The organism is Microbacterium sp. Leaf320 (assembly GCF_001423485.1).
Taxonomy (GTDB): Bacteria; Actinomycetota; Actinomycetes; order Actinomycetales; family Microbacteriaceae; genus Microbacterium.
In genome coordinates this window covers 357,686-376,899 of record NZ_LMOD01000004.1, presented here as the reverse complement: position 1 = coordinate 376,899, position 19,214 = coordinate 357,686, and the positions used below count along the sequence as shown (strand labels likewise).

The window sequence follows — 19,214 nt, the reverse complement described above, 5'->3', positions numbered from 1 at the left end:
GTTCCTTATGCGCACAAACCGGCGCGCGTGTGCTGCTTGGACGCAACAAGTGTTCATGGTGTGCTGGTCGCGCGCATACCTCTTGTGTGACAGTGACTCCTGACTTTCTCGACAGCTACCACCCCTACCTTCCTGCGGGCGACTGGGCGCAGATGCGCGACAGTGTGCTCGCGTCCGTCCGCCCACACCTCGATGACCATTCGGAAGCCACGACCCGGCAGGCGCTGGCAACGCTCACCGGCTACGTCCAGTGGACGCGCGAGCGTGGTCTCGTCGACCAGGCGGATGATGCGCTCACCCCGCGGTTCATCGACCTGTACACACATCACCGTTCCACCCAGATTCGCCCGCAGAAAGCCGCCCGGGAAGGCGCCATCCTCCGCACCCTGTTCAGCGAAGACCCACTGCCGCGACGGGCGGAGGCTCCACCGTCCCCCGTGGACGCCCCTTACGGCGACGACGACCTCGCCACGATCCGCTCGTGGGCCGCGTACCAGCCGAGCGCCCGCAAATGCCTGGACGCCACGGCCATCGCCGCCCTGGGACTTGGATGCGGCTTCACCGTCAGCGAGATGATGACCACGCGAACCGACGACGTCACGGTCGCGGGCAACGGCGACGTCGACGTCACCGCCCGCGGGCCACGAGCGCGCACAGTCCCCGCACTGCACACGTGGGCGCCACTGCTTGCGGAACTTAGGTCCACCGCCCCTGAAGGGGGCGACTGGCTCATCGGACCAGGACGCACGGACCGCGACTCGCACAACCTCAACGACATCCGCCGACACCTCCGCGGGGACATCCGACCCGTCCCCCAGCGGATGCGGAACACGTGGCTGGTCACCCAAGTGAACGGCGGCACTCCCCCGTCCGTGGTGATGAACGCCGCAGGCCTCCTCGACGCCGCCTTCCTGCGCCGGCTCGGCCCGTACATCGACATGCCCGCCGCGCACGAACAGCGAGCGATGCTCCGTGGCGGAGGCGCTCATGCGTGACGACCTCCTCCGCCACGACCCGACCGCCCGCGGCCCTATCCCCAAGCAGACGCTCCGTCAAGCGGCCGTGGTCATCGACGAGTCCGGACTCGTCGACCTCGTCCTGCTCTGGGAACGACAAGACCGCATCTACAAAGGAGGACGCCGCCCCTATCTGACCGTACGCGCGACCCTCATCCTCTGGCTGGTGCTCGCCTGCGAGCACCAGCCCATGCACATCCGTCGTGTCGAAGACATCCTCCGAAACCGCCTCAGGCCGAAAACCGCGGCCATCCTCGGCATCGAACACGACCCCCTCGCTCCCGCCGAAGCGCTCTTCGAGCGCGTACGTAACAGCACACGCCGCATCATCGACCTGTTCGACGCCTACCCGCTCCCCACCCGCCAGCGTCGACTGACCGTGCAGGAGTACCAGGACGCGTTGGAGGACCGCAGGCTCCGCGATGAAGAGATGAAGACCAAAGCGCGCCGCGCCCACATCTTCGCGAACCAGATGCTCGAAGCGACCTACCAGATGCTCCCCGCCCAGTACCGGCCCGCGCAGATATCCCTTGCTGTCGACGCCACCCGCCTGAAGGCCTTCGCCCGCGGCATCGGCAAGGAGCGCCTCGCCCGCAAGAAGCCGCACGAGAAGGTCTCCATCGAACCCGACCACGGCTTCTACCTCCGCACCGCCGCCGGCACACCCACCGACGTATTCAAGGACGCGCGCGTCCGCGAATACGCCCTCGAGGCCGAATTCGCGGTCGTCACCTCCAACGACCCCTCACAGCCTGACGCCGTCCCCTCGCTCATCGTCGCATACGACCAGCACCGTCCCGGAGAGGAACCTGCCCCCTCCGCGATGCGCCTGGTGAACTCCCTCATCGAACGTGGACACACCATCGACCACTTCGTCAGCGACCAGGCCTACCTCCCGGGCGGCAAGCCCGACGACCTCCAGAACCCCCTCCGAGCACTCGGCATCAAACTCGTCATGCAATACCCCACCAAAGAATGGGCCCTCGGCATCCAGCACCACGCGCACGGCGCCATCATGGTTGACGGCAACTGGTACTGCCCCTCCATGGCAGAGCACCCCGACCTCATCAATGCCACCTGGGACTTCCGCAAAGGCACCCGGCAAGACGAGGAAGACCCGACCCTCACCCCTGAGGAGAGAAAGTCACGAGAGGCCGCGAGGAAAGTGCGCTGGAAGAGCCTCATCAACCAGCGCACACCGTTCCTCGTCACCGACAAGGAGAAAATGGACAGCCGCGGCAAGACCGCGAAGAAGTGCCCGTCCGCCGGCGGCTCCCCCACCGCATCCTGCGACCTGAAGCCCAACCCGAAAGCCGCCCAGCCCGGCCGCATCCTGCTCCCCATCATCAATACGCCGAAAGCACCCGGGAAGCTCTGCACCAACAAGACCAGCACCAGCTTCGACTACACCGACGACGGCAAGTTCGGTCAGCACTACCAGTACGGCACCGACGAGTGGGAGTCGATGTTCGGCTATGCCCGCTCCCAGGTCGAATCCGCGAACGACTACGTCAAGGACGACGCGACCTTCGCCCTCGACCGGCCCGGGCGCCGACGCATGCGCGGCCGCGCCGCCCAGGCGTTCCTGCAGGTCATGACCATCGCCGCCGCCAACCTGCAGCGGATCCGCGACTTCCTCCTCGAACGAGACGAACGAGCCGGCGAAATCGAAGACGGCATCACACCGCCCGTCGCCCGCACCCGCCGCAGCCGACGCACCTCCGCACGCACCCGCCTCATGCTGCGTGAAGCCCGCATGGCCAGACGAAGTAGACGCGGGCCCGCGCGCACGTAGACGTTGGTCCTCTCTCTGAGGTGAGTACGTTGGTCACTGCAACACCGACGGCTTCAGTGTGCCTGGAAGTCGGTTGATTGGGCCCTGCGGTCGTGCTTGAGCCGCGCCGAGAGCTCCCAGAACGATTGTGAGCAGCTGACAAACGAAAAACGCCCCCGGTTTGGGGGCGTTTTTCTTTGCGTTTCGAGTTTCCTGGATTTCTCTTGCGAGAAGTACGAACAACTCATGGTGGCGAGTGAGGGATTCGAACCCCCGAATGCAATGCAGTCTGATTTACAGTCAGATCCCTTTGGCCGCTTGGGTAACTCGCCAGAGCGCACCCGTCCAACTTCGACAGCCAACCGGGGGCACGATAGATAATCATACCTGCGAACGGCAGGCGCGAGAAATCGAGACGTCAGCTGCCGAAGACGCCTCGATCGGCGTCCGCCAGAGACTCCGGAGTGCGCAGCAGGCCGCCCTCGGCGCGACACGTCGCCGCGGCCACATCCATCGCCCGATCGAGCAGCTCCTGCCATCCCTCCGCATGGGCAGGTGTGCCCTTGGCGAGTCCCGCAGCCACCGCCGCGAGCGTCGCATCGCCGGCACCGACCGTGTCGACCACGCGCCCCGGCAACGCCGAGATGGGAGCGGTGACCACTCCGGCATCCGACTCGAGTGCGGCGCCGTCGGCACCCGCTGTCGCGAGCACGGCACGCACGCCGAGGCCGCGCAGCCGCGCGCGGAGCCCGTCGAGATCGCCGTCGTAGAGGAGCGCGGCGTCATCCGCGCCGACTTTGACGATCGCAGCTCCTGCGGCCGCACGCTCGAAGCCCCGCACGAACTCCTCGCGGTCGCTCAGCATGCCCGATCGCGGGTTGGGATCGATCGCGAGACGAGCGTCACCCGCGGCGGCGACGAGAGCATCGACCTCAGCGGGAACATCGAAGGGGAAGCAGCTGACGGCCACGAGACCGGCATCGGCCATGACCCGCACAGCCTCGTCGGAATAGCGGATGCCGCGCCGCTGCGCCGCCTCGTTGAAGACGTACACGGGCTCGCCGTCCGGCCCGCGTTCGACGATGGCCCTCGAAGAGCCGAGCGGAGCCTCACTCGCGATCAGTCTGACGTCGTGGTCCTCGAGGTATTCGCGGATGTGCGCACCCGCCTCGTCATCGCCGACCATCGCGATCAGAGTGGTCGGCACACCGAGTCGTCGAAGGCCGACGGCCACATTCAATGCCGCTCCGCCGACGAGCTCGCGCACACCGGCATCGTCACGGATCTCATCGATCAGCGCGTCTCCGACGACGACAGCACCGGACGCACGGGAGGAATCAACGCTCATTCCGCCGACACTACCGCGCGAACGGCATCTGTGGCGCCCGGTCTGCCTCCCGCTCCCCCGCCCCCTCCGGCGCTACGGTGAGCGCATGAACGCGCGACTCGCCGCCGGCGCTGCGGCTCTACTGCTCACCGCCGCTCTGACCGGCTGCGGTCCTGCCGGTTCCGACAGCGCCGAACAGAGCGCATCGCCTGAGCCGTCATCGACCTCGACTCCGGACGACACCGCGAGCCCCTCGCCCACGGCATCCCCCACTCCCACGACCGCACCGATCGCTCTGCCGACCGACTGCCGGGCGATCCTCTCGGAGGACGTGCTGGCGCAGCTCGACGGGGTGCCGCTGAACGACGCAGCCTTCGGTCCGTCGGGCGTCGCGGATGACGGAACTCTCACCTGCATCTGGGCCGACCCCCGCGCCGACACCACCCGGCTCGTCACCACGATCTCGCTCATGAACCGCGGACCCGCCCTCGACATGCTGAACGCCCTCGTCACGAACGAGGGCTTCACCTGCTTCGCCCCGGACGGCGGCACACGCTGCGAGAAGACCTGGCAGAACACGCAGTACCCCGTCACGGACGGACGCACCCTGTTCTGGCGCGACGACGTGCTGATCGACTCGCGCTACTCGAACCTCGCGCCCTCCGGCTACACGTCGAGCATCATCGCGCACCTGTTCGACTGACCCGAGCCAGACGTCGCCAACCGGTCGCCGTCCGGGCACGAAGAAGGCCCCGGGCGAATCGCCCGGGGCCTTCTTCTACTCACTCAGTACGTCAGAGCTGAATCGATCAGTTGTACGTACCCGGCGTGATGTCGTCCGTCGAGAACGCGTCGAAGTCGACGTAACCGAAGTCACCGTCTGCGTACGCACCGTCGGATGCGAAGATCCGGTTCGGGTAGCGCTCGCTCTTGGCTTCTTCCGTCGCCTCGACCGTGACGTCGCGGTACTTCGAGAGACCGGTTCCGGCGGGGATGAGCTTTCCGATGATGACGTTCTCCTTGAGACCGACCAGCGGGTCGCGCTTGCCCTGCATCGCAGCCTCGGTGAGCACGCGGGTCGTCTCCTGGAAGGAGGCGGCCGACAGCCACGACTCCGTCGCGAGCGACGCCTTCGTGATACCCATCAGCTCCGAACGGCCGGACGCGGGGCGCTTGCCCTCTGCCACTGCCTCGCGGTTGATCGCCTGGTAGCGCTTGAGGTCGACCATCTCACCCGGGAGCAGAGTCGTGTCGGCGTGATCGACGACAGTGACCTTGCGGAGCATCTGACGGACGATGACCTCGATGTGCTTATCGTGGATCGGCACACCCTGCGAGCGGTACACGCCCTGGACGCCACCGACGAGGTAACGCTGCACCTCGCGAGCACCCATGACACGCATGACCTCCTTGGGGTCGAGCGTGCCGACCAGGAGCGGCTGACCGACGGAGACGTGCTGACCGTCCTCGACCAGAAGCGTCGCACGCTTCAGGACCGGGTAGATCACTTCCTCGTCACCGTTGTCGGGCGTCAGGATGAGCCTCTTGGCCTTGTCCGTCTCGTCGATCGTGATGCGGCCATCGGCCTCGGCGATCGGCGACGCAGCCTTCGGGGTACGAGCCTCGAAGAGCTCCTGCACACGGGGCAGACCCTGCGTGATGTCATCTGCAGACGCGGAACCACCGGTGTGGAAGGTACGCATCGTCAGCTGGGTACCGGGCTCACCGATCGACTGGGCCGCGATGATGCCGACGGCCTCTCCGATGTCGACGGTCTTACCCGTCGCGAGCGAACGGCCGTAGCACTGCGCGCAGACACCGACGGCGGAGTCGCAGGTGAGAACCGAGCGCACCTTGATGCTCTCGACGCCCAGTGCGACCAGCTTGTCGATGAGCACGTCACCCACATCGTCGCCGGCAGAGGCGAGAACCTCGCCCTTGCTGTCGACCACGTCGGAGGCCAGGGTACGAGCGAACACCGAGTTCTCGACGTTCGCGTCGCGCACCAGCTCACCCTGCGAGTTCGGAGCGGCGATCGGGAGCTCGAGGCCCTTCGACGTGCCGCAGTCCTCTTCGCGGATGATGACGTCCTGCGAGACATCCACCAGACGACGGGTCAGGTAACCCGAGTCGGCGGTACGCAGAGCGGTGTCGGCCAGACCCTTACGGGTACCGTGCGTCGCGATGAAGTATTCCGCAACCGACAGACCCTCGCGGTACGAGGAGATGATCGGACGCGGGATGATCTCACCCTTGGGGTTGTTCACCAGACCACGCATACCGGCGATGTTCCGGATCTGCAGCCAGTTACCACGGGCGCCCGAGGACACCATGCGGTTGATGGTGTTGTCCTCAGGGAAGTTCGCCTTCATCGCGGCCTGGACCTCGTCGGTCGCCTCGGTCCAGATCTTGATGAGCTCCTGACGACGCTCGACGTCGGTCGTGAGGCCCTTCTCGTACTGGGACTGGACCTTCGCGGCCTGCTTCTCGTAGCCCGCGACGATCTCAGCCTTGTTCGGCGGCGTGAGGATGTCGCTCAGGGCGACGGTCACACCCGAGCGCGTGGCCCAGTAGAAACCGGCGTCCTTGATGCGGTCGAGCGACGCAGCCGTCTCGACCTTGGGGTACTCCTCGGCCAGCTTGTTGACGATCTGCGACAGCTTGTTCTTGTCAGCCTGCTCGCGGACGAACGGGTATCCCTTGGGAAGCGTGTCGTTGAAGATCGCCTGTCCGAGCGACGCGTCGACGAGACCGTGGCGCTCGTAGCCCTCGGGAGCTTCGCCCTCGAGGAACGTCAGACCCGGGATGCGGATACGGACCTTGGCCTGCAGGTCGAGGGTTCCCTCGTCCTTGGCCAGGATCGCCTCGCCCACCGAACCGAATGCACGGCCCTCACCGGCTGCGCCCGACTTGACCGTGGTCAGGTGGTGCAGACCGATGATCATGTCCTGCGAAGGCAGGGTGACCGGGCGTCCGTCGGACGGCTTCAGGATGTTGTTCGACGCGAGCATCAGCACGCGGGCCTCGGCCTGAGCCTCGACCGACAGCGGCAGGTGGACAGCCATCTGGTCACCGTCGAAGTCGGCGTTGAACGCCGCGCAGACGAGCGGGTGCAGCTGGATGGCCTTGCCCTCGACGAGCTGAGGCTCGAACGCCTGGATGCCCAGGCGGTGCAGGGTGGGTGCACGGTTGAGCAGCACCGGACGCTCGCGGATGATCTCCTCGAGCACGTCCCAGACCTCGGGACGGGTGCGCTCGACGGCGCGCTTGGCCGCCTTGATGTTCTGCGAGTGACCGAGGTCGATCAGGCGCTTGATGACGAACGGCTTGAAGAGCTCCAGAGCCATCTGCTTGGGCAGACCACACTGGTGCAGCTTCAGCTGCGGTCCGACGATGATGACCGAACGGCCCGAGTAGTCGACTCGCTTGCCGAGCAGGTTCTGGCGGAAACGACCCTGCTTACCCTTCAGCATGTCGCTGAGGGACTTCAGGGCGCGGTTGCCGGTACCGGTGACGGGGCGACCACGACGACCGTTGTCGAACAGTGCGTCGACGGCCTCCTGCAGCATGCGCTTCTCGTTGTTGACGATGATCTCGGGGGCACCGAGGTCGATCAGACGACGAAGACGGTTGTTGCGGTTGATCACACGACGGTAGAGGTCGTTGAGGTCGGAGGTCGCGAAGCGGCCACCGTCGAGCTGCACCATCGGGCGCAGCTCCGGCGGGATCACCGGGACGACGTCGAGGACCATGGCGGCCGGGCTCATGCCGGTCTCCAGGAACGAGTTGACGACCTTCAGACGCTTGATCGCGCGGATCTTGCGCTGGCCCTTGCCCTCGGAGATCTGCAGGTGCAGGCTCTCCGCCTCGGCAGCCAGGTCGAACGCCGCGAGGCGACGCTGGATCGACTCGGCGCCCATGTAGGCCTCGAAGTACTGACCGAAGCGGTCCTGCAGCTCGTGGAAGACGTCGTCCTCGGGGCGGAGGGCCCCGACCTCGAGGGTGCGGAAGTCTTCCCACACGCGCTCGAGCTTGGCGATCGCCTCGTCGGCACCCTTGCGGATGAGCGACATCTCCTTCTCGCCGGCGTCCTTGACCTTCTTCTTCGCGTCGGCCTTGGCGCCCTCTGCCTCGAGGGAAGCGAGCTCCTCCTCCAGGCGAGCCAGGCGCTCGGCGATCTTCGCGTCGCGGCGGTCTCCGAGCGTCTTCAGCTCGAGGCGGATGTTGTTCTCCTGCGTGCCGAGGTCGCGGTGACGAGCATCCTCGTCGACTGAGATGACCATGTAGGCAGCGAAGTAGATGACCTTCTCGAGGTCCTTCGGCGCCATGTCGAGCAGGTAGCCGAGACGCGAGGGAACACCCTTGAAGTACCAGATGTGGGTGACGGGAGCGGCGAGCTCGATGTGACCCATGCGCTCACGACGGACCGAGGACTTGGTGACCTCGACGCCGCAGCGCTCGCAGACGATGCCCTTGAAGCGGACACGCTTGTACTTGCCGCAGGCGCACTCCCAGTCGCGGGACGGGCCGAAGATCTGCTCTCCGAAGAGACCGTCCTTCTCCGGCTTCAGGGTGCGGTAGTTGATGGTTTCAGGCTTCTTGACCTCGCCGTAGGACCAGGCGCGGATGTGATCCGCGGTGGCCAGGCCGATGCGAAGCTCATCGAAAGTGTTTGACTCGAGCACAAATTCTCCTGTGTAGGAATTCTTCTGAAGAAATCGGGGAGGTGGGCCGCCGACCGGGCGTGACGCTCAGTCGGCGGCCTGGACCTTAGATCTCGTCGATCGAGGCGGCCTCGAAGCGGCTGGAGATGTTGATGCCGAGCTCCTCCGCTGCGCGGAAGGCCTCGTCGTCCGTGTCACGCAGGTTGACCAGCGTGCCGTCGGCCGAGAGGACCTCGACGTTCAGGCAGAGCGACTGCATCTCCTTCATGAGCACCTTGAAGGACTCGGGGATGCCGGGCTCCTGGATGTTCTCGCCCTTGACGATGGCCTCGTACACCTTGACGCGGCCGAGGATGTCGTCGGACTTGATCGTGAGGAGCTCCTGGAGCGCGTAGGCGGCACCGTAGGCCTCGAGGGCCCACACCTCCATCTCACCGAATCGCTGTCCACCGAACTGCGCCTTACCACCGAGCGGCTGCTGGGTGATCATCGAGTACGGACCCGTCGAACGCGCGTGGATCTTGTCGTCGACCAGGTGGTGGAGCTTCAGGATGTACATGTAGCCCACCGAGATCGGCGCCGGGAACGGCTCGCCGGAGCGGCCGTCGAACATCTGGGCCTTTCCGGTGGAGTCGATCAGGCGGATGCCGTCGCGGGTCGGGATGGTCGCGTCGAGGAGACCTGCGATCTCCTCCTCGCTCGCACCGTCGAACACCGGGGTGGCGACCTTGGTGCCGGGGGCGGCCTCGAAGGCGTCCTTCGGGAGCTTGGCAGCCCACTCGGGGGTTCCCTCGACCTTCCAGCCCTGCTTCGCGATCCACCCGAGGTGGGTCTCGAGCACCTGGCCGAAGTTCATTCGACCCGGGATGCCCAGCGGGTTCAGCACGATGTCGACCGGCGTTCCGTCCGCGAGGAACGGCATGTCCTCGATCGGGAGGATCTTCGCGATGACACCCTTGTTGCCGTGACGTCCGGCGAGCTTGTCACCCTCGGTGATCTTGCGCTTCTGGGCGATGTAGACCACGACGCGGCGGTTGACGCCGGAGCCGAGCTCGTCGTCGCCGTCTTCGGCGTTGAACTCCTTGACGGCGATGATCGTGCCCTGCTCACCGTGGGGCACCTTCAGAGAGGTGTCACGGACCTCGCGGCTCTTCTCGTTGAAGATCGCGCGGAGCAGACGCTCTTCCGCCGACAGCTCGGTCTCGCCCTTCGGCGTGACCTTGCCGACGAGGATGTCGCCGGGGCGGACCTCGGCGCCGATGCGGATGATGCCGCGCTCGTCGAGGTCCTTGAGCAGCTCGGGGCTGACGTTGGGGAGGTCACGGGTGATCTCCTCCTTGCCCAGCTTCGTGTCGCGGGCGTCGACCTCGTACTCCTCGATGTGGATCGAGGAGAGGGTGTCGTCCTTCACCAGATCCTGGCTGAGGATGATCGCGTCCTCGAAGTTGTAGCCCTCCCACGTCATGAACGCGACGAGGAGGTTCTTTCCGAGTGCCAGCTCGCCGTTCTCGGTGGCGGGGCCATCGGCGATGACCTCTCCGACCTCGACGCGGTCGCCCTCGTTGACGACGACCTTCTGGTTGTAGGACGTGCCCTGGTTCGAGCGGTCGAACTTGCGCAGGTGGTAGTCCTGCGTGCCACCCTCGTCGAGCATGACGGTGACGCGGTCTGCGGAGACCTCGGAGACGACACCCGGCTTCTCGGCCGTGAGCACGTCACCGGCGTCGATGGCCGTGTAGCCCTCCATACCGGTTCCGACGAGCGGCGAGTCGCTGCGCAGCAGCGGCACAGCCTGACGCTGCATGTTGGCACCCATGAGGGCGCGCTGTGCGTCGTCGTGCTCGAGGAAGGGCACGAGCGAGGTCGCGACCGACACCATCTGGCGCGGCGAGACGTCGATGTAGCCGATCTCCTCCGGGAGGAAGAGGTCGACCTCACCGCTACCGCCCTTGGGACGTGCGAGGACGTGGCTCTCGCGGAAGCGACCGTTCTTGTCGAGCGGGGCGTTGGCCTGCGCGATGTTGAAGTCGACCTCTTCGGAAGCGGTCAGGTAATCGATGTGCTCGGTGACGACGCCACCCTCGACCTTGCGGTACGGGGTCTCGATGAAACCGAACGAGTTGATGCGCGCGAAGGTCGCGAGAGCACCGATCAGACCGATGTTCGGGCCTTCAGGCGTCTCGATGGGGCACATGCGGCCGTAGTGCGACGGGTGGACGTCACGGACCTCGACACCTGCGCGGTCACGGCTCAGACCACCGGGGCCGAGAGCCGAGAGACGGCGCTTGTTGGTCAGACCCGCGAGCGGGTTGTTCTGATCCATGAACTGCGACAGCTGCGACGTTCCGAAGAACTCCTTGATCGCGGCGACGACGGGGCGCACGTTGATCAGGGTCTGCGGCGTGATCGCCTCGATGTCCTGCGTGGTCATGCGCTCGCGGACGACGCGCTCCATGCGGGAGAGACCGGTGCGGACCTGGTTCTGGATCAGCTCGCCGACCGCGCGGATGCGACGGTTGCCGAAGTTGTCGATGTCATCGGTCGCGATGCGGATCTCGGCCTTCTTGCCCGAGCGGATGCCGGGGAAGGTCTCTTCGGTGCCTGCGTGCAGACGCACGAGGTACTTGATCGTCGCGACGATGTCCTGAACCGTGAGGACCGAGTCGGTGAGCGGAGCGTCGAGGCCCAGCTTGTGGTTGATCTTGTAACGACCCACCTTCGCCAGGTCGTAGCGCTTCGGGTTGAAGTAGAAGTTGTCCAGCAGCGCACGGGCGGCCTCGGCGGCGACCTGCTCGCCCGGACGCAGCTTGCGGTAGATGTCGCGGAGCGCATCTTCCTTCGTGACGATGGTGTCCTTCGCGAGCGTCTCCTCGATCGAGGTGTAGCCGGCGAACTCCGTGAGGATCTCCTCGCTGGTCATGCCCAGCGCCTTGAGGAACACGGTGACCGACTGCTTGCGCTTGCGGTCGACGCGCACGCCGACCTGGTCGCGCTTGTCGATCTCGAACTCGAGCCATGCACCACGGCTCGGGATGACGCGGGCCGACACGATGTCCTTGTCGGACGTCTTGTCGGGGGTCTTGTCGAAGTAGACACCCGGGGAGCGCACGAGCTGCGACACGACGACGCGCTCGGAGCCGTTGATGATGAACGTTCCCTTGTCGGTCTGCAGCGGGAAGTCGCCCATGAAGACCGTCTGGGTCTTGATCTCACCCGTGAGGTGGTTCATGAACTCGGCCTCGACGTACAGCGGAGCGGCGTAGGTCTTGCCACGCTCCTTGCACTCCTCGATGGAGTACTTCTCCGGCTCGAGGTACGGGTTCGTGAACGACAGCTGCATCGTCTCGCCGAGGTCCTCGATCGGAGAGATCTCCTCGAAGATCTCGCCGAGACCGCTGTTCTCGTTCACGTCGGTGCGACCGGCCTTCTTGGCCTCCGCGACACGAGCCTTCCAGGCGTCGTTGCCGACGAGCCATCCGAAGGATTCGGTCTGCAGAGCGAGAAGGTCAGGGACCGTCAGCGTGTCGGAGATCTTGGCGAACGAAAGACGGGATGCTCCGCGTCCGTTCTTGGTGGTGGTGGATGTGGATGCGTTGCGAGCAGCAGCCAAGGGAATAACCTCCGTGAGCCCCGCAGGGCTTCTCGATTCCTTTGTCGTCAGGTGGAGTGTGCGCCCGAATGCTCAACGAGCTGCCGACCACCATATGAGGGCAGGGAGAAGCGAGCGCAACTACCAACTATACGCTCGATCTCGCGACATGGCAAGCTCGATCCTTGACCTTCTTCGGATGCTGCGGTAATGGCATCCGAAGAAGGTCGAGAGGAACGGGTCCGAAGAGCCTCAGGAGGCGATGTTGAGCTCGTTCCCCGGGATCGAGGCCAGCAGCCGTCGTGTGTACGGGTCCCGCGGATTCGTGAAGATCTCCTCCGACGAGGCCGCCTCCACGAGCGATCCGTCCTTCATCACGCACACGTAGTCGCTGATCAGTCGCACCACCGCGAGGTCGTGCGAGATGAACAGATAGCTGAGCCCGTACTCGGTCTGCAGGTCGCCGAGCAGCTTGAGGATCTGATCCTGCACCAGCACGTCGAGCGCCGAGACCGGTTCGTCGCACACGATCAGCTCGGGCGAGAGAGCGAGCGCTCGCGCGATCGCCACACGCTGACGCTGACCTCCGGACAACTCCGACGGGTACCGCCGCAGCATCGACTGCGGCAGCGCCACATCGTCGAGCAGCTGACGGACGCGCTTGCGCCGATCGGCGCTGCTTCCCCGCTTGTAGAAGTCCAGCGGCTCGGCGATCAGCCGCTCGATCGTGAACATCGGGTTCAGACTCGAGTACGGATCCTGGAAGATCGGCTGCACCTTCTGACGGAAGTCCCGCGTCTCCGCTCGGCTGAGCGAGGCCACGTCCTTTCCCTCGTAGCGGATGAGTCCGCTGGTCGGCTCGATGATCTTGAGCAGCATCCGCGCCGTGGTCGTCTTGCCGGATCCCGACTCACCCACGATCGCGACGGTCTCGCCGCGCGGGATCGCGAGAGACACGTCGTTCACGGCGACGAAGTCCTCCTTCTGCCCGCGCACCGGATAGACCTTGGTGAGGTTCTCGATCTCGACGATGTTGTCGGCGGTCGACGGAGCATCGACCGTCTCGGCATCCTCCGACGTCACAGCACCCGCGGGCTCCGCCGGTCGATCGTCCACCTGGAAGGCCTCGGGGCGCAGACGCGCTGCGGCCACCGACGGCGCCGCCTTCACGAGCGACTGCGTGTACGGATGCTGCGGATCCTCGAGGATCTGCTTCGCCGGCCCCTGCTCGACGACCTTGCCGCGGTGCATCACGATGACGCGCTCCGCTCGCTCGGCCGCGAGTCCCAGATCGTGGGTGATGAGCAGCACGGCGGTACCGAGCTCCCGGGTCATCTCCCCGATCTGATCGAGGATCGTCTGCTGCACCGTGACGTCGAGCGCGCTGGTCGGCTCATCCGCGATCAGCAGACGCGGCTTGCACGCCAGGCCGATCGCGATCAGCGCGCGCTGACGCATGCCGCCGGAGAATTCGTGCGGATACTGCTTCGCACGCTTCTCAGGGTCGGGCAGGCCTGCGGCGGTGAGCGCCTCGACCACCTTCTCCTGCACGTTCTGCCTGGTGGCCAGCCCGTGCGCGAGGAGCGTCTCGGCGACCTGGGTGCCGATCTTGGCGACCGGGTTCAGATTAGACATCGGGTCCTGCGGGACGAGCCCGATGTCGCGGCCGCGGATCATCCGCAGCTCGTGCTCGGGAGCGCGGGTGATGTCCTTGCCGTCGAGGCGGATGCTGCCGCCGGCCACACGGCCGCCTCCGGCGAGCAGACCGATGATCGCCATGGCCGTCGTCGACTTGCCCGATCCGGACTCCCCCACGATCGCGACGGTCTGCCCCGGAGCGATCTCGAGATCGACGCCCTCGACCGCGTGCACGACGCCGTCCATGGTGGCGAAGTCGACGGCGAGTCCCTCGACGGACAGCAGCGGTGCGTCCGGATTCTGATTCACTTTCGCAGCGTTCATCGTGCTCTCGTCCTCGGGTCCATGGCCTCGCGCAGCGCTTCACCGAACAGGGTGAAACCGAGCGCGGTGACCGCGATGCAGATACCGGGCAGGAATGCCAGCCACGGCGCGATGGCGAGTTCCGCCTGCGCGTAGGTGAGCATGCGCCCCCACTCGGCCGTCTCGGGGCGACCGCCGCCGAGTCCGAGGAACGACAGCGCAGCGGCGTCGATGACGGCGGTCGCGAGCGTCAGCGTTCCCTGAACGATGACCGGACCGATGGCGTTCGGCAGCACGTGCGACATCGTGATCTGCCCGCGACCGAGGCCCAGGGTCTGCGCCGAGAGCACGTAGTCGCTCGAGCGCTGCTGCAGCATCGACGCGCGCAGCAGACGCGCGAAGATCGGCACCTGCGACGCACCGATCGCGATCATCACCGCGAAGGGCGTCTGCCCCAGGATCGCGGCGATCGAGACCGCCAGCAGCAGGTTCGGCACCGAGAGGATGATGTCGACGATGCGCATGATGAGCGTGTCGACCCAACCGCCGAAGGTGCCTGCGAGCAACCCGAGGATCATTCCGCCGACCAGGCCCAGCGCCGTCGAGATGACACCGATGAGCAGCGACGCCTGCGCACCCCAGATGAGTTTGGAGAGCACGTCACCACCGAAGCGGTCCAGGCCGAGTGGGAACTCGGGGATCTCCCCCGGGCCCGGGATGTTGGTGGGAGTGATGTACTTCGCCCCGGGGAGCGCGGTCTCGGGGTACGGCGCGAGAATCGGTGCGAGCACCGACACGAGCACGAACAGCAGGACGATGCCGGCGCCGATCCAGGCGGTGGGGTTGCGACGGAGACGGCGGAACACGTCGCGCCAGAATCCGCCCGGCCCCTCCTTGAGGCCGGCCTGATTGACGGCGACGGTGTCGACGACCGAGCCGCTCGCCGCCGACGGGCCTTGTGCGGGTGGGAGCGAGATGGTCATGACGCCACCCCCTTTCGGAGAACGAGACGGGACATCACTGCACCCGCACTCTCGGATCGATGAAGCTGTACGACACGTCGACCGCCAGGTTGATCAGCGCGTAGGCGATCGCGATGAAGATGATGAACCCCTGGAGCACCGGGAAGTCCCTCGTGAAGATCGCCCTCGCGAGGAACGAGCCGATGCCGGGGAACGCGAACACGGTCTCCGTGAGCACGGCTCCCGATATCAGCAGACCGGTCTGGAGGCCGATCGTGGTGATCACCGGCAGCATGGCGTTGCGCAGGATGAAACGGCTGCGCAACGTCGAGGCGCCGACGCCCTTCGCCCGGCCTGTGCGCACGTAGTCCGCGTTCTGCACCTCGAGGACGCTCGCCCTCGTGATGCGGACGATGATCGCGAGCGGGATGGTGCCGAGTGCGAGCGCCGGGAGCACGAGGTGCATCAGCGCGTCCCACGAGGCATCGAATTCGCCGGTGATGATGCCGTCCCACACATAGAAGCCGGTGGGATGGGTGGCGTCTATTCGAGGGTTCTGCCTGCCGTCAGACGGCAGCCAGCCCAGCTGCACCGCGAAGACGTACTTCAGGATGAAGGCCAGGAAGAACACCGGGATGGTGATGCCGACGAGGCTCAGGACCACCGAGGCGTGGTCGGTGAACTTGCCGTGACGGCGGGCGGCCCAGTAGCCGAGAGGGATGCCGACGCCGATCGCGAAGATGAGCGCCACGACGCTCAGCTCGATCGTCGCGGGGAAGCGACGGAAGAACTCCTCCGTCACGGGCCGATTGGTCTGGATCGAGGTGCCGAAATCGCCCTGCAGAAGGCGTCCGACCCAGATGAAGTACTGCTCGATGATCGGCTTGTTGAAGCCGTAGAGCTCGTTGACCCTCGCGATGGCATCCGGAGTCGCCTTCTCGCCGAGAAGAGCGACGGCGGGGCCGCCCGGGAGGGCCCTGACCCAGGCGAACAGCAGGATGCTGAGGCCGATCAGGGTGGGAATGAGGAAAAGCAGTCGCCTGCCGATGGTGCGCAGCAAGAGGTCTCCGTTGATCAGAAGGTACGCCTGGCCCGGGCCTCCGCGGCGAGCGCGGAGACCCGGGTGGGCATCTCAGTCGGTCAGACCTACTCGGTGAGGACGATGTCCGTGAAGACCTCGTCGTTCACCGGGCTGGCGGGGTAGCTCTCGACGCGCGGGTCGAACGCCAGCGTGGGCGCCGGGTGCGCGAGAGGAACTCCGGGGATGAACTGAGCGACCATCTCGTTGATCTCCTCGTAGAGGGCCGTCTGGTCCTCGAGGTTGGAGACGCCGCGAGCCTCGTTCAGCTTCTGGAACAGCTCGGGGTTGTCGAAGCCCCACTCGGAGCTCTGCTGGCCGAAGAAGACGCCGACGAAGTTGTCGGTGTCGTTGTAGTCGCCGGTCCAGCCCAGCAGGTGGATGCCGTGGTCGGACGTACCGGTGGTGCGGTCGAGGTACTCGACCCACTCCTCCGAGACCGGGGTGGTCTCGACGCCGACCTCGGAGAGCTGCGACGACAGGACCGTGAAGATCTGCTCGGGGTCCGGCATGTACGGACGCGAGACGTTGACCGGGTAGTTGAAGGTGAGCTTCAGCGGGTTGGCCTCGTCGTAGCCCGCCTCGGCGAGCAGTTCCTTGGCCTTCTCGGGGTCGTAGTCGTACGTCGTGACATCGGGGTTGTAGCCGTTGACGGTGTCGGGCACGAACTCGATCGCCTTCTCGGTGCCCTCGGGGAGCACCTGGCTGATCAGCGCGTCCTTGTCGACCGCGTACGAGAGCGCCTCACGGACCTTGGGGTCCTGCAGCTCGGGGATGGCCTGGTTGAACGCCAGGTACAGGATCGTGAACGGAGGGCGCGACACCATGGTGAAGCCGTCGTCCTCGAGCGCCTGGGTGTCGGCAGGGCCGACCAGGTCGTAGCCGTCGATCGAGCCGGACTCGAGCGCCTGACGACGCGCGGTCGGGTCGTCGATCGTGCGGAAGATGATCTCGTCGATCTGACCCGCGTCGCCCCAGTAGTCGCCGTATGCCTTGAGCGAGACCTGCTCGCCCGGTGCCCACTCGTCGAACTGGTAGGGGCCGGTGCCGACGGGGTGTCCCATCGCGTACTCGGAGAGCACCGGCGCCTCGGCGGAGCCGCTGACGTCGTCGGCGCCGAACTCCTGCAGCGCCGACGGGCTCTGCATCGCGAACGACGGCAGCGAGAGCGAAGCGACGAAGCCGGCGAACGGCTTGTTCAGGTCGATCGTGACGGAGTAGTCGCCGTCGGGCGTGCACGACTTGTACACGGCGTCGGCGGGGTTCTCGGCGTAGCCCTTGAAGAGCTTGTTGTAGTAGTAGCCGAAGGCCTCGGACGCGGCGAGACCGGTCCAGTTGAACCAACGGTCGAAGTTCGCGCATACGGCTTCCGCGTTGAACGGCGTGCCGTCGTGGAAGGTGACATTCTCCTTCAGGGTGAAGGTGTGGCTCATGCCGTCTTCGGACGACTCCCACGACTCGGCGAGAAGCGGGGCAGGGTCGGCGGTGCCGGGTTCGGTTCCGACGAGACCCTCGAAGATCTGACGGGAGACGCGGAAGCTCTCACCGTCCTGGGCGAATGCCGGGTCGAGGCTGGCGGGGTCCGACGAGGCGGCGAACACGAACGTTCCGTCCACATCTCCCGAGGCCTCGGAGCCGTCGTCGCCGCGCTCGCTGGCGACGCATCCCGAGAGGACCAGCGCGGCGAGCGCTGCTCCGGTGACGGCGATCAGTCCTCGCCGACGCATGACTTCATGGTGCATTGTGTGACCTTCCTGTCGAGCGCTGCAGTGCGCGTTCCGAAGGCGTCTTCGACTCCGGAAACGGTGATGCCCTCGACGCTACCCAGTGGGTACACCGTTGCAAAACACCTCCAGGTTGCATTCCTGTTACGGATGTTCGGGGCACGGCCGATCGGGTAATCTCCAGAGCGTGCCCGACACGTCTCCCCTCGCCGTCTGCGTCGGCGAGGGCCTGGTGGCCCTCGTCCCCGCCACCGCCGCCCCTCTCGAGGACGTCCGGACCTTCCACCGCTCCCTCGCCGGAGCGGAGTGGAATGCCGCGATCGCCCTGGCATCGGCGGGCGTCCGCACCGCGGTCGTCTCCCGGGTGGGCGATGACGGTTTCGGCCGCTTCCTCACCGCCGAGCTGCGCAGGCACGAGGTCGACGACACCGCTGTCGAGGTCGATCCGGATGCTCCCACCGGTCTCTACGTGAAAGAGCTGTCTCCTCGTCCCGACGGATCGGTCGACGGAACCATGCGCTACTACCGCTCCGGTTCTGCTGCGTCGGCGATGTCACCCGCGACTCTTTCCGCATCACCCGCATCCGAGCTGCTGGCGGACGCGGCACTCGTGCACACCTCGGGCATCACCCCGGCCCTCTCCGACACGGCACGCGCGGCACAGGATGCCCTGTTCGACGCGGAGCGGGGAGGCCGTCTGCTCAGCTTCGATGTGAACTGGCGCCCTGCTCTGTGGCGAGGGCGCGAAGACCGGGGGCGAGCGGTGATCTCGGGCTACGTCCGCCGCGCCGACGTCGTCTTCTGCACGCAGCCGGACGCCGAAGCGGTGTTCGGCACGTCAGACCCCGACCGGCTGCGCGCGCTGTTCCCCGAACCTCGGTATCTGCTTGCCACGAGCCCGCGCGGAGCGGTCGCGTTCGACGGGGCCGAGCGCACCGACAGCGCGGCGCTGGATGTGCCGGTCGTCGAGTCCATCGGCGCCGGAGACGCGTTCGCCGCCGGATTCCTCGCGGGGGTCCTCACCGGGCTCTCGCTCACCGGCAGCCTCGCCCGCGCGCACCGCATCGCGACCCGCGCTCTCGCCAGCACGCGCGACCACGTCGACTGACCTCTTTCCCAGAGGGAAGGCCCCGCCGGCG

11 protein-coding genes and 1 tRNA gene are annotated in these 19,214 nt (G+C 66.2%); 4 read left to right on the top strand and 8 right to left on the bottom strand.

The genetic code is table 11. The annotated features are described in order from the left end of the window. Positions 1-92: 92 nt before the first annotated feature. Together ASF63_RS15370 and ASF63_RS15365 are read left to right on the top strand one after the other, a co-directional pair. Positions 93-995: a hypothetical protein gene (locus tag ASF63_RS15370; protein WP_056515958.1), complete on the top strand. Its 903-nt coding sequence runs from the start codon at positions 93-95 to the stop codon at positions 993-995. Then, the gene (locus ASF63_RS15365) at positions 988-2,811 is read left to right on the top strand and encodes a hypothetical protein (protein ID WP_157534392.1); all 1,824 of its coding nucleotides are present in this window, start codon (positions 988-990) and stop codon (positions 2,809-2,811) included. The genes ASF63_RS15370 and ASF63_RS15365 overlap by 8 nt, the downstream gene beginning before the upstream one ends. Before the next feature lie 226 nt (positions 2,812-3,037). Here ASF63_RS15365 and ASF63_RS15360 read toward each other — a convergent pair. Both ASF63_RS15360 and ASF63_RS15355 read right to left on the bottom strand, forming a co-directional pair. Beyond that, positions 3,038-3,122 (bottom strand) — tRNA-Tyr (locus ASF63_RS15360). An 86-nt stretch (positions 3,123-3,208) separates the two neighbouring features. Next, positions 3,209-4,138 carry a PfkB family carbohydrate kinase gene (locus ASF63_RS15355; protein ID WP_056515950.1) on the bottom strand — a complete coding sequence of 310 codons (930 nt, stop codon included), beginning with the start codon at positions 4,136-4,138 and terminating at the stop codon, positions 3,209-3,211. 85 nt (positions 4,139-4,223) lie between these two features. Between ASF63_RS15355 and ASF63_RS15350 the strand changes: the two genes are divergently transcribed. Then, positions 4,224-4,820, top strand: a complete 597-nt coding sequence (locus ASF63_RS15350) for a hypothetical protein (RefSeq protein ID WP_056515948.1) — start codon at positions 4,224-4,226, stop codon at positions 4,818-4,820. Between the two features lie 106 nt (positions 4,821-4,926). On the opposite strand, the gene rpoC is transcribed toward ASF63_RS15350, so the two are convergent. The 6 genes from rpoC to ASF63_RS15320 all read right to left on the bottom strand — a co-directional run bounded on the left by rpoC (position 4,927) and on the right by ASF63_RS15320 (position 18,093). Then, positions 4,927-8,802 (bottom strand): DNA-directed RNA polymerase subunit beta', encoded by a 3,876-nt coding sequence (gene rpoC, locus ASF63_RS15345; RefSeq protein WP_056515946.1) that lies wholly within the window; start codon positions 8,800-8,802, stop codon positions 4,927-4,929. An 85-nt stretch (positions 8,803-8,887) separates the two neighbouring features. Then, entirely contained in the window at positions 8,888-12,391 is a 3,504-nt protein-coding gene (locus tag ASF63_RS15340) for a DNA-directed RNA polymerase subunit beta (protein ID WP_056515943.1), read from the bottom strand. A gap of 231 nt (positions 12,392-12,622) precedes the next feature. After that, positions 12,623-14,332 carry an ABC transporter ATP-binding protein gene (locus ASF63_RS15335; protein WP_056515940.1) on the bottom strand — a complete coding sequence of 570 codons (1,710 nt, stop codon included), beginning with the start codon at positions 14,330-14,332 and terminating at the stop codon, positions 12,623-12,625. After that, positions 14,329-15,294 carry an ABC transporter permease gene (locus ASF63_RS15330; protein WP_056515937.1) on the bottom strand — a complete coding sequence of 322 codons (966 nt, stop codon included), beginning with the start codon at positions 15,292-15,294 and terminating at the stop codon, positions 14,329-14,331. The genes ASF63_RS15335 and ASF63_RS15330 overlap by 4 nt, the downstream gene beginning before the upstream one ends. 34 nt (positions 15,295-15,328) lie before the next feature. Then, entirely contained in the window at positions 15,329-16,333 is a 1,005-nt protein-coding gene (locus ASF63_RS15325) for an ABC transporter permease (protein WP_056309358.1), read from the bottom strand. A gap of 86 nt (positions 16,334-16,419) precedes the next feature. Beyond that, complete coding sequence (locus ASF63_RS15320; RefSeq protein ID WP_056515933.1) at positions 16,420-18,093, bottom strand: ABC transporter substrate-binding protein; 1,674 nt, start codon at positions 18,091-18,093, stop codon at positions 16,420-16,422. Positions 18,094-18,262: 169 nt separating this feature from the next. Between ASF63_RS15320 and ASF63_RS15315 the strand changes: the two genes are divergently transcribed. Then, a complete protein-coding gene (locus tag ASF63_RS15315; RefSeq protein ID WP_056515931.1) occupies positions 18,263-19,183 on the top strand; it encodes a sugar kinase in 921 nt (306 codons plus the stop codon). Positions 19,184-19,214: the final 31 nt, after the last annotated feature.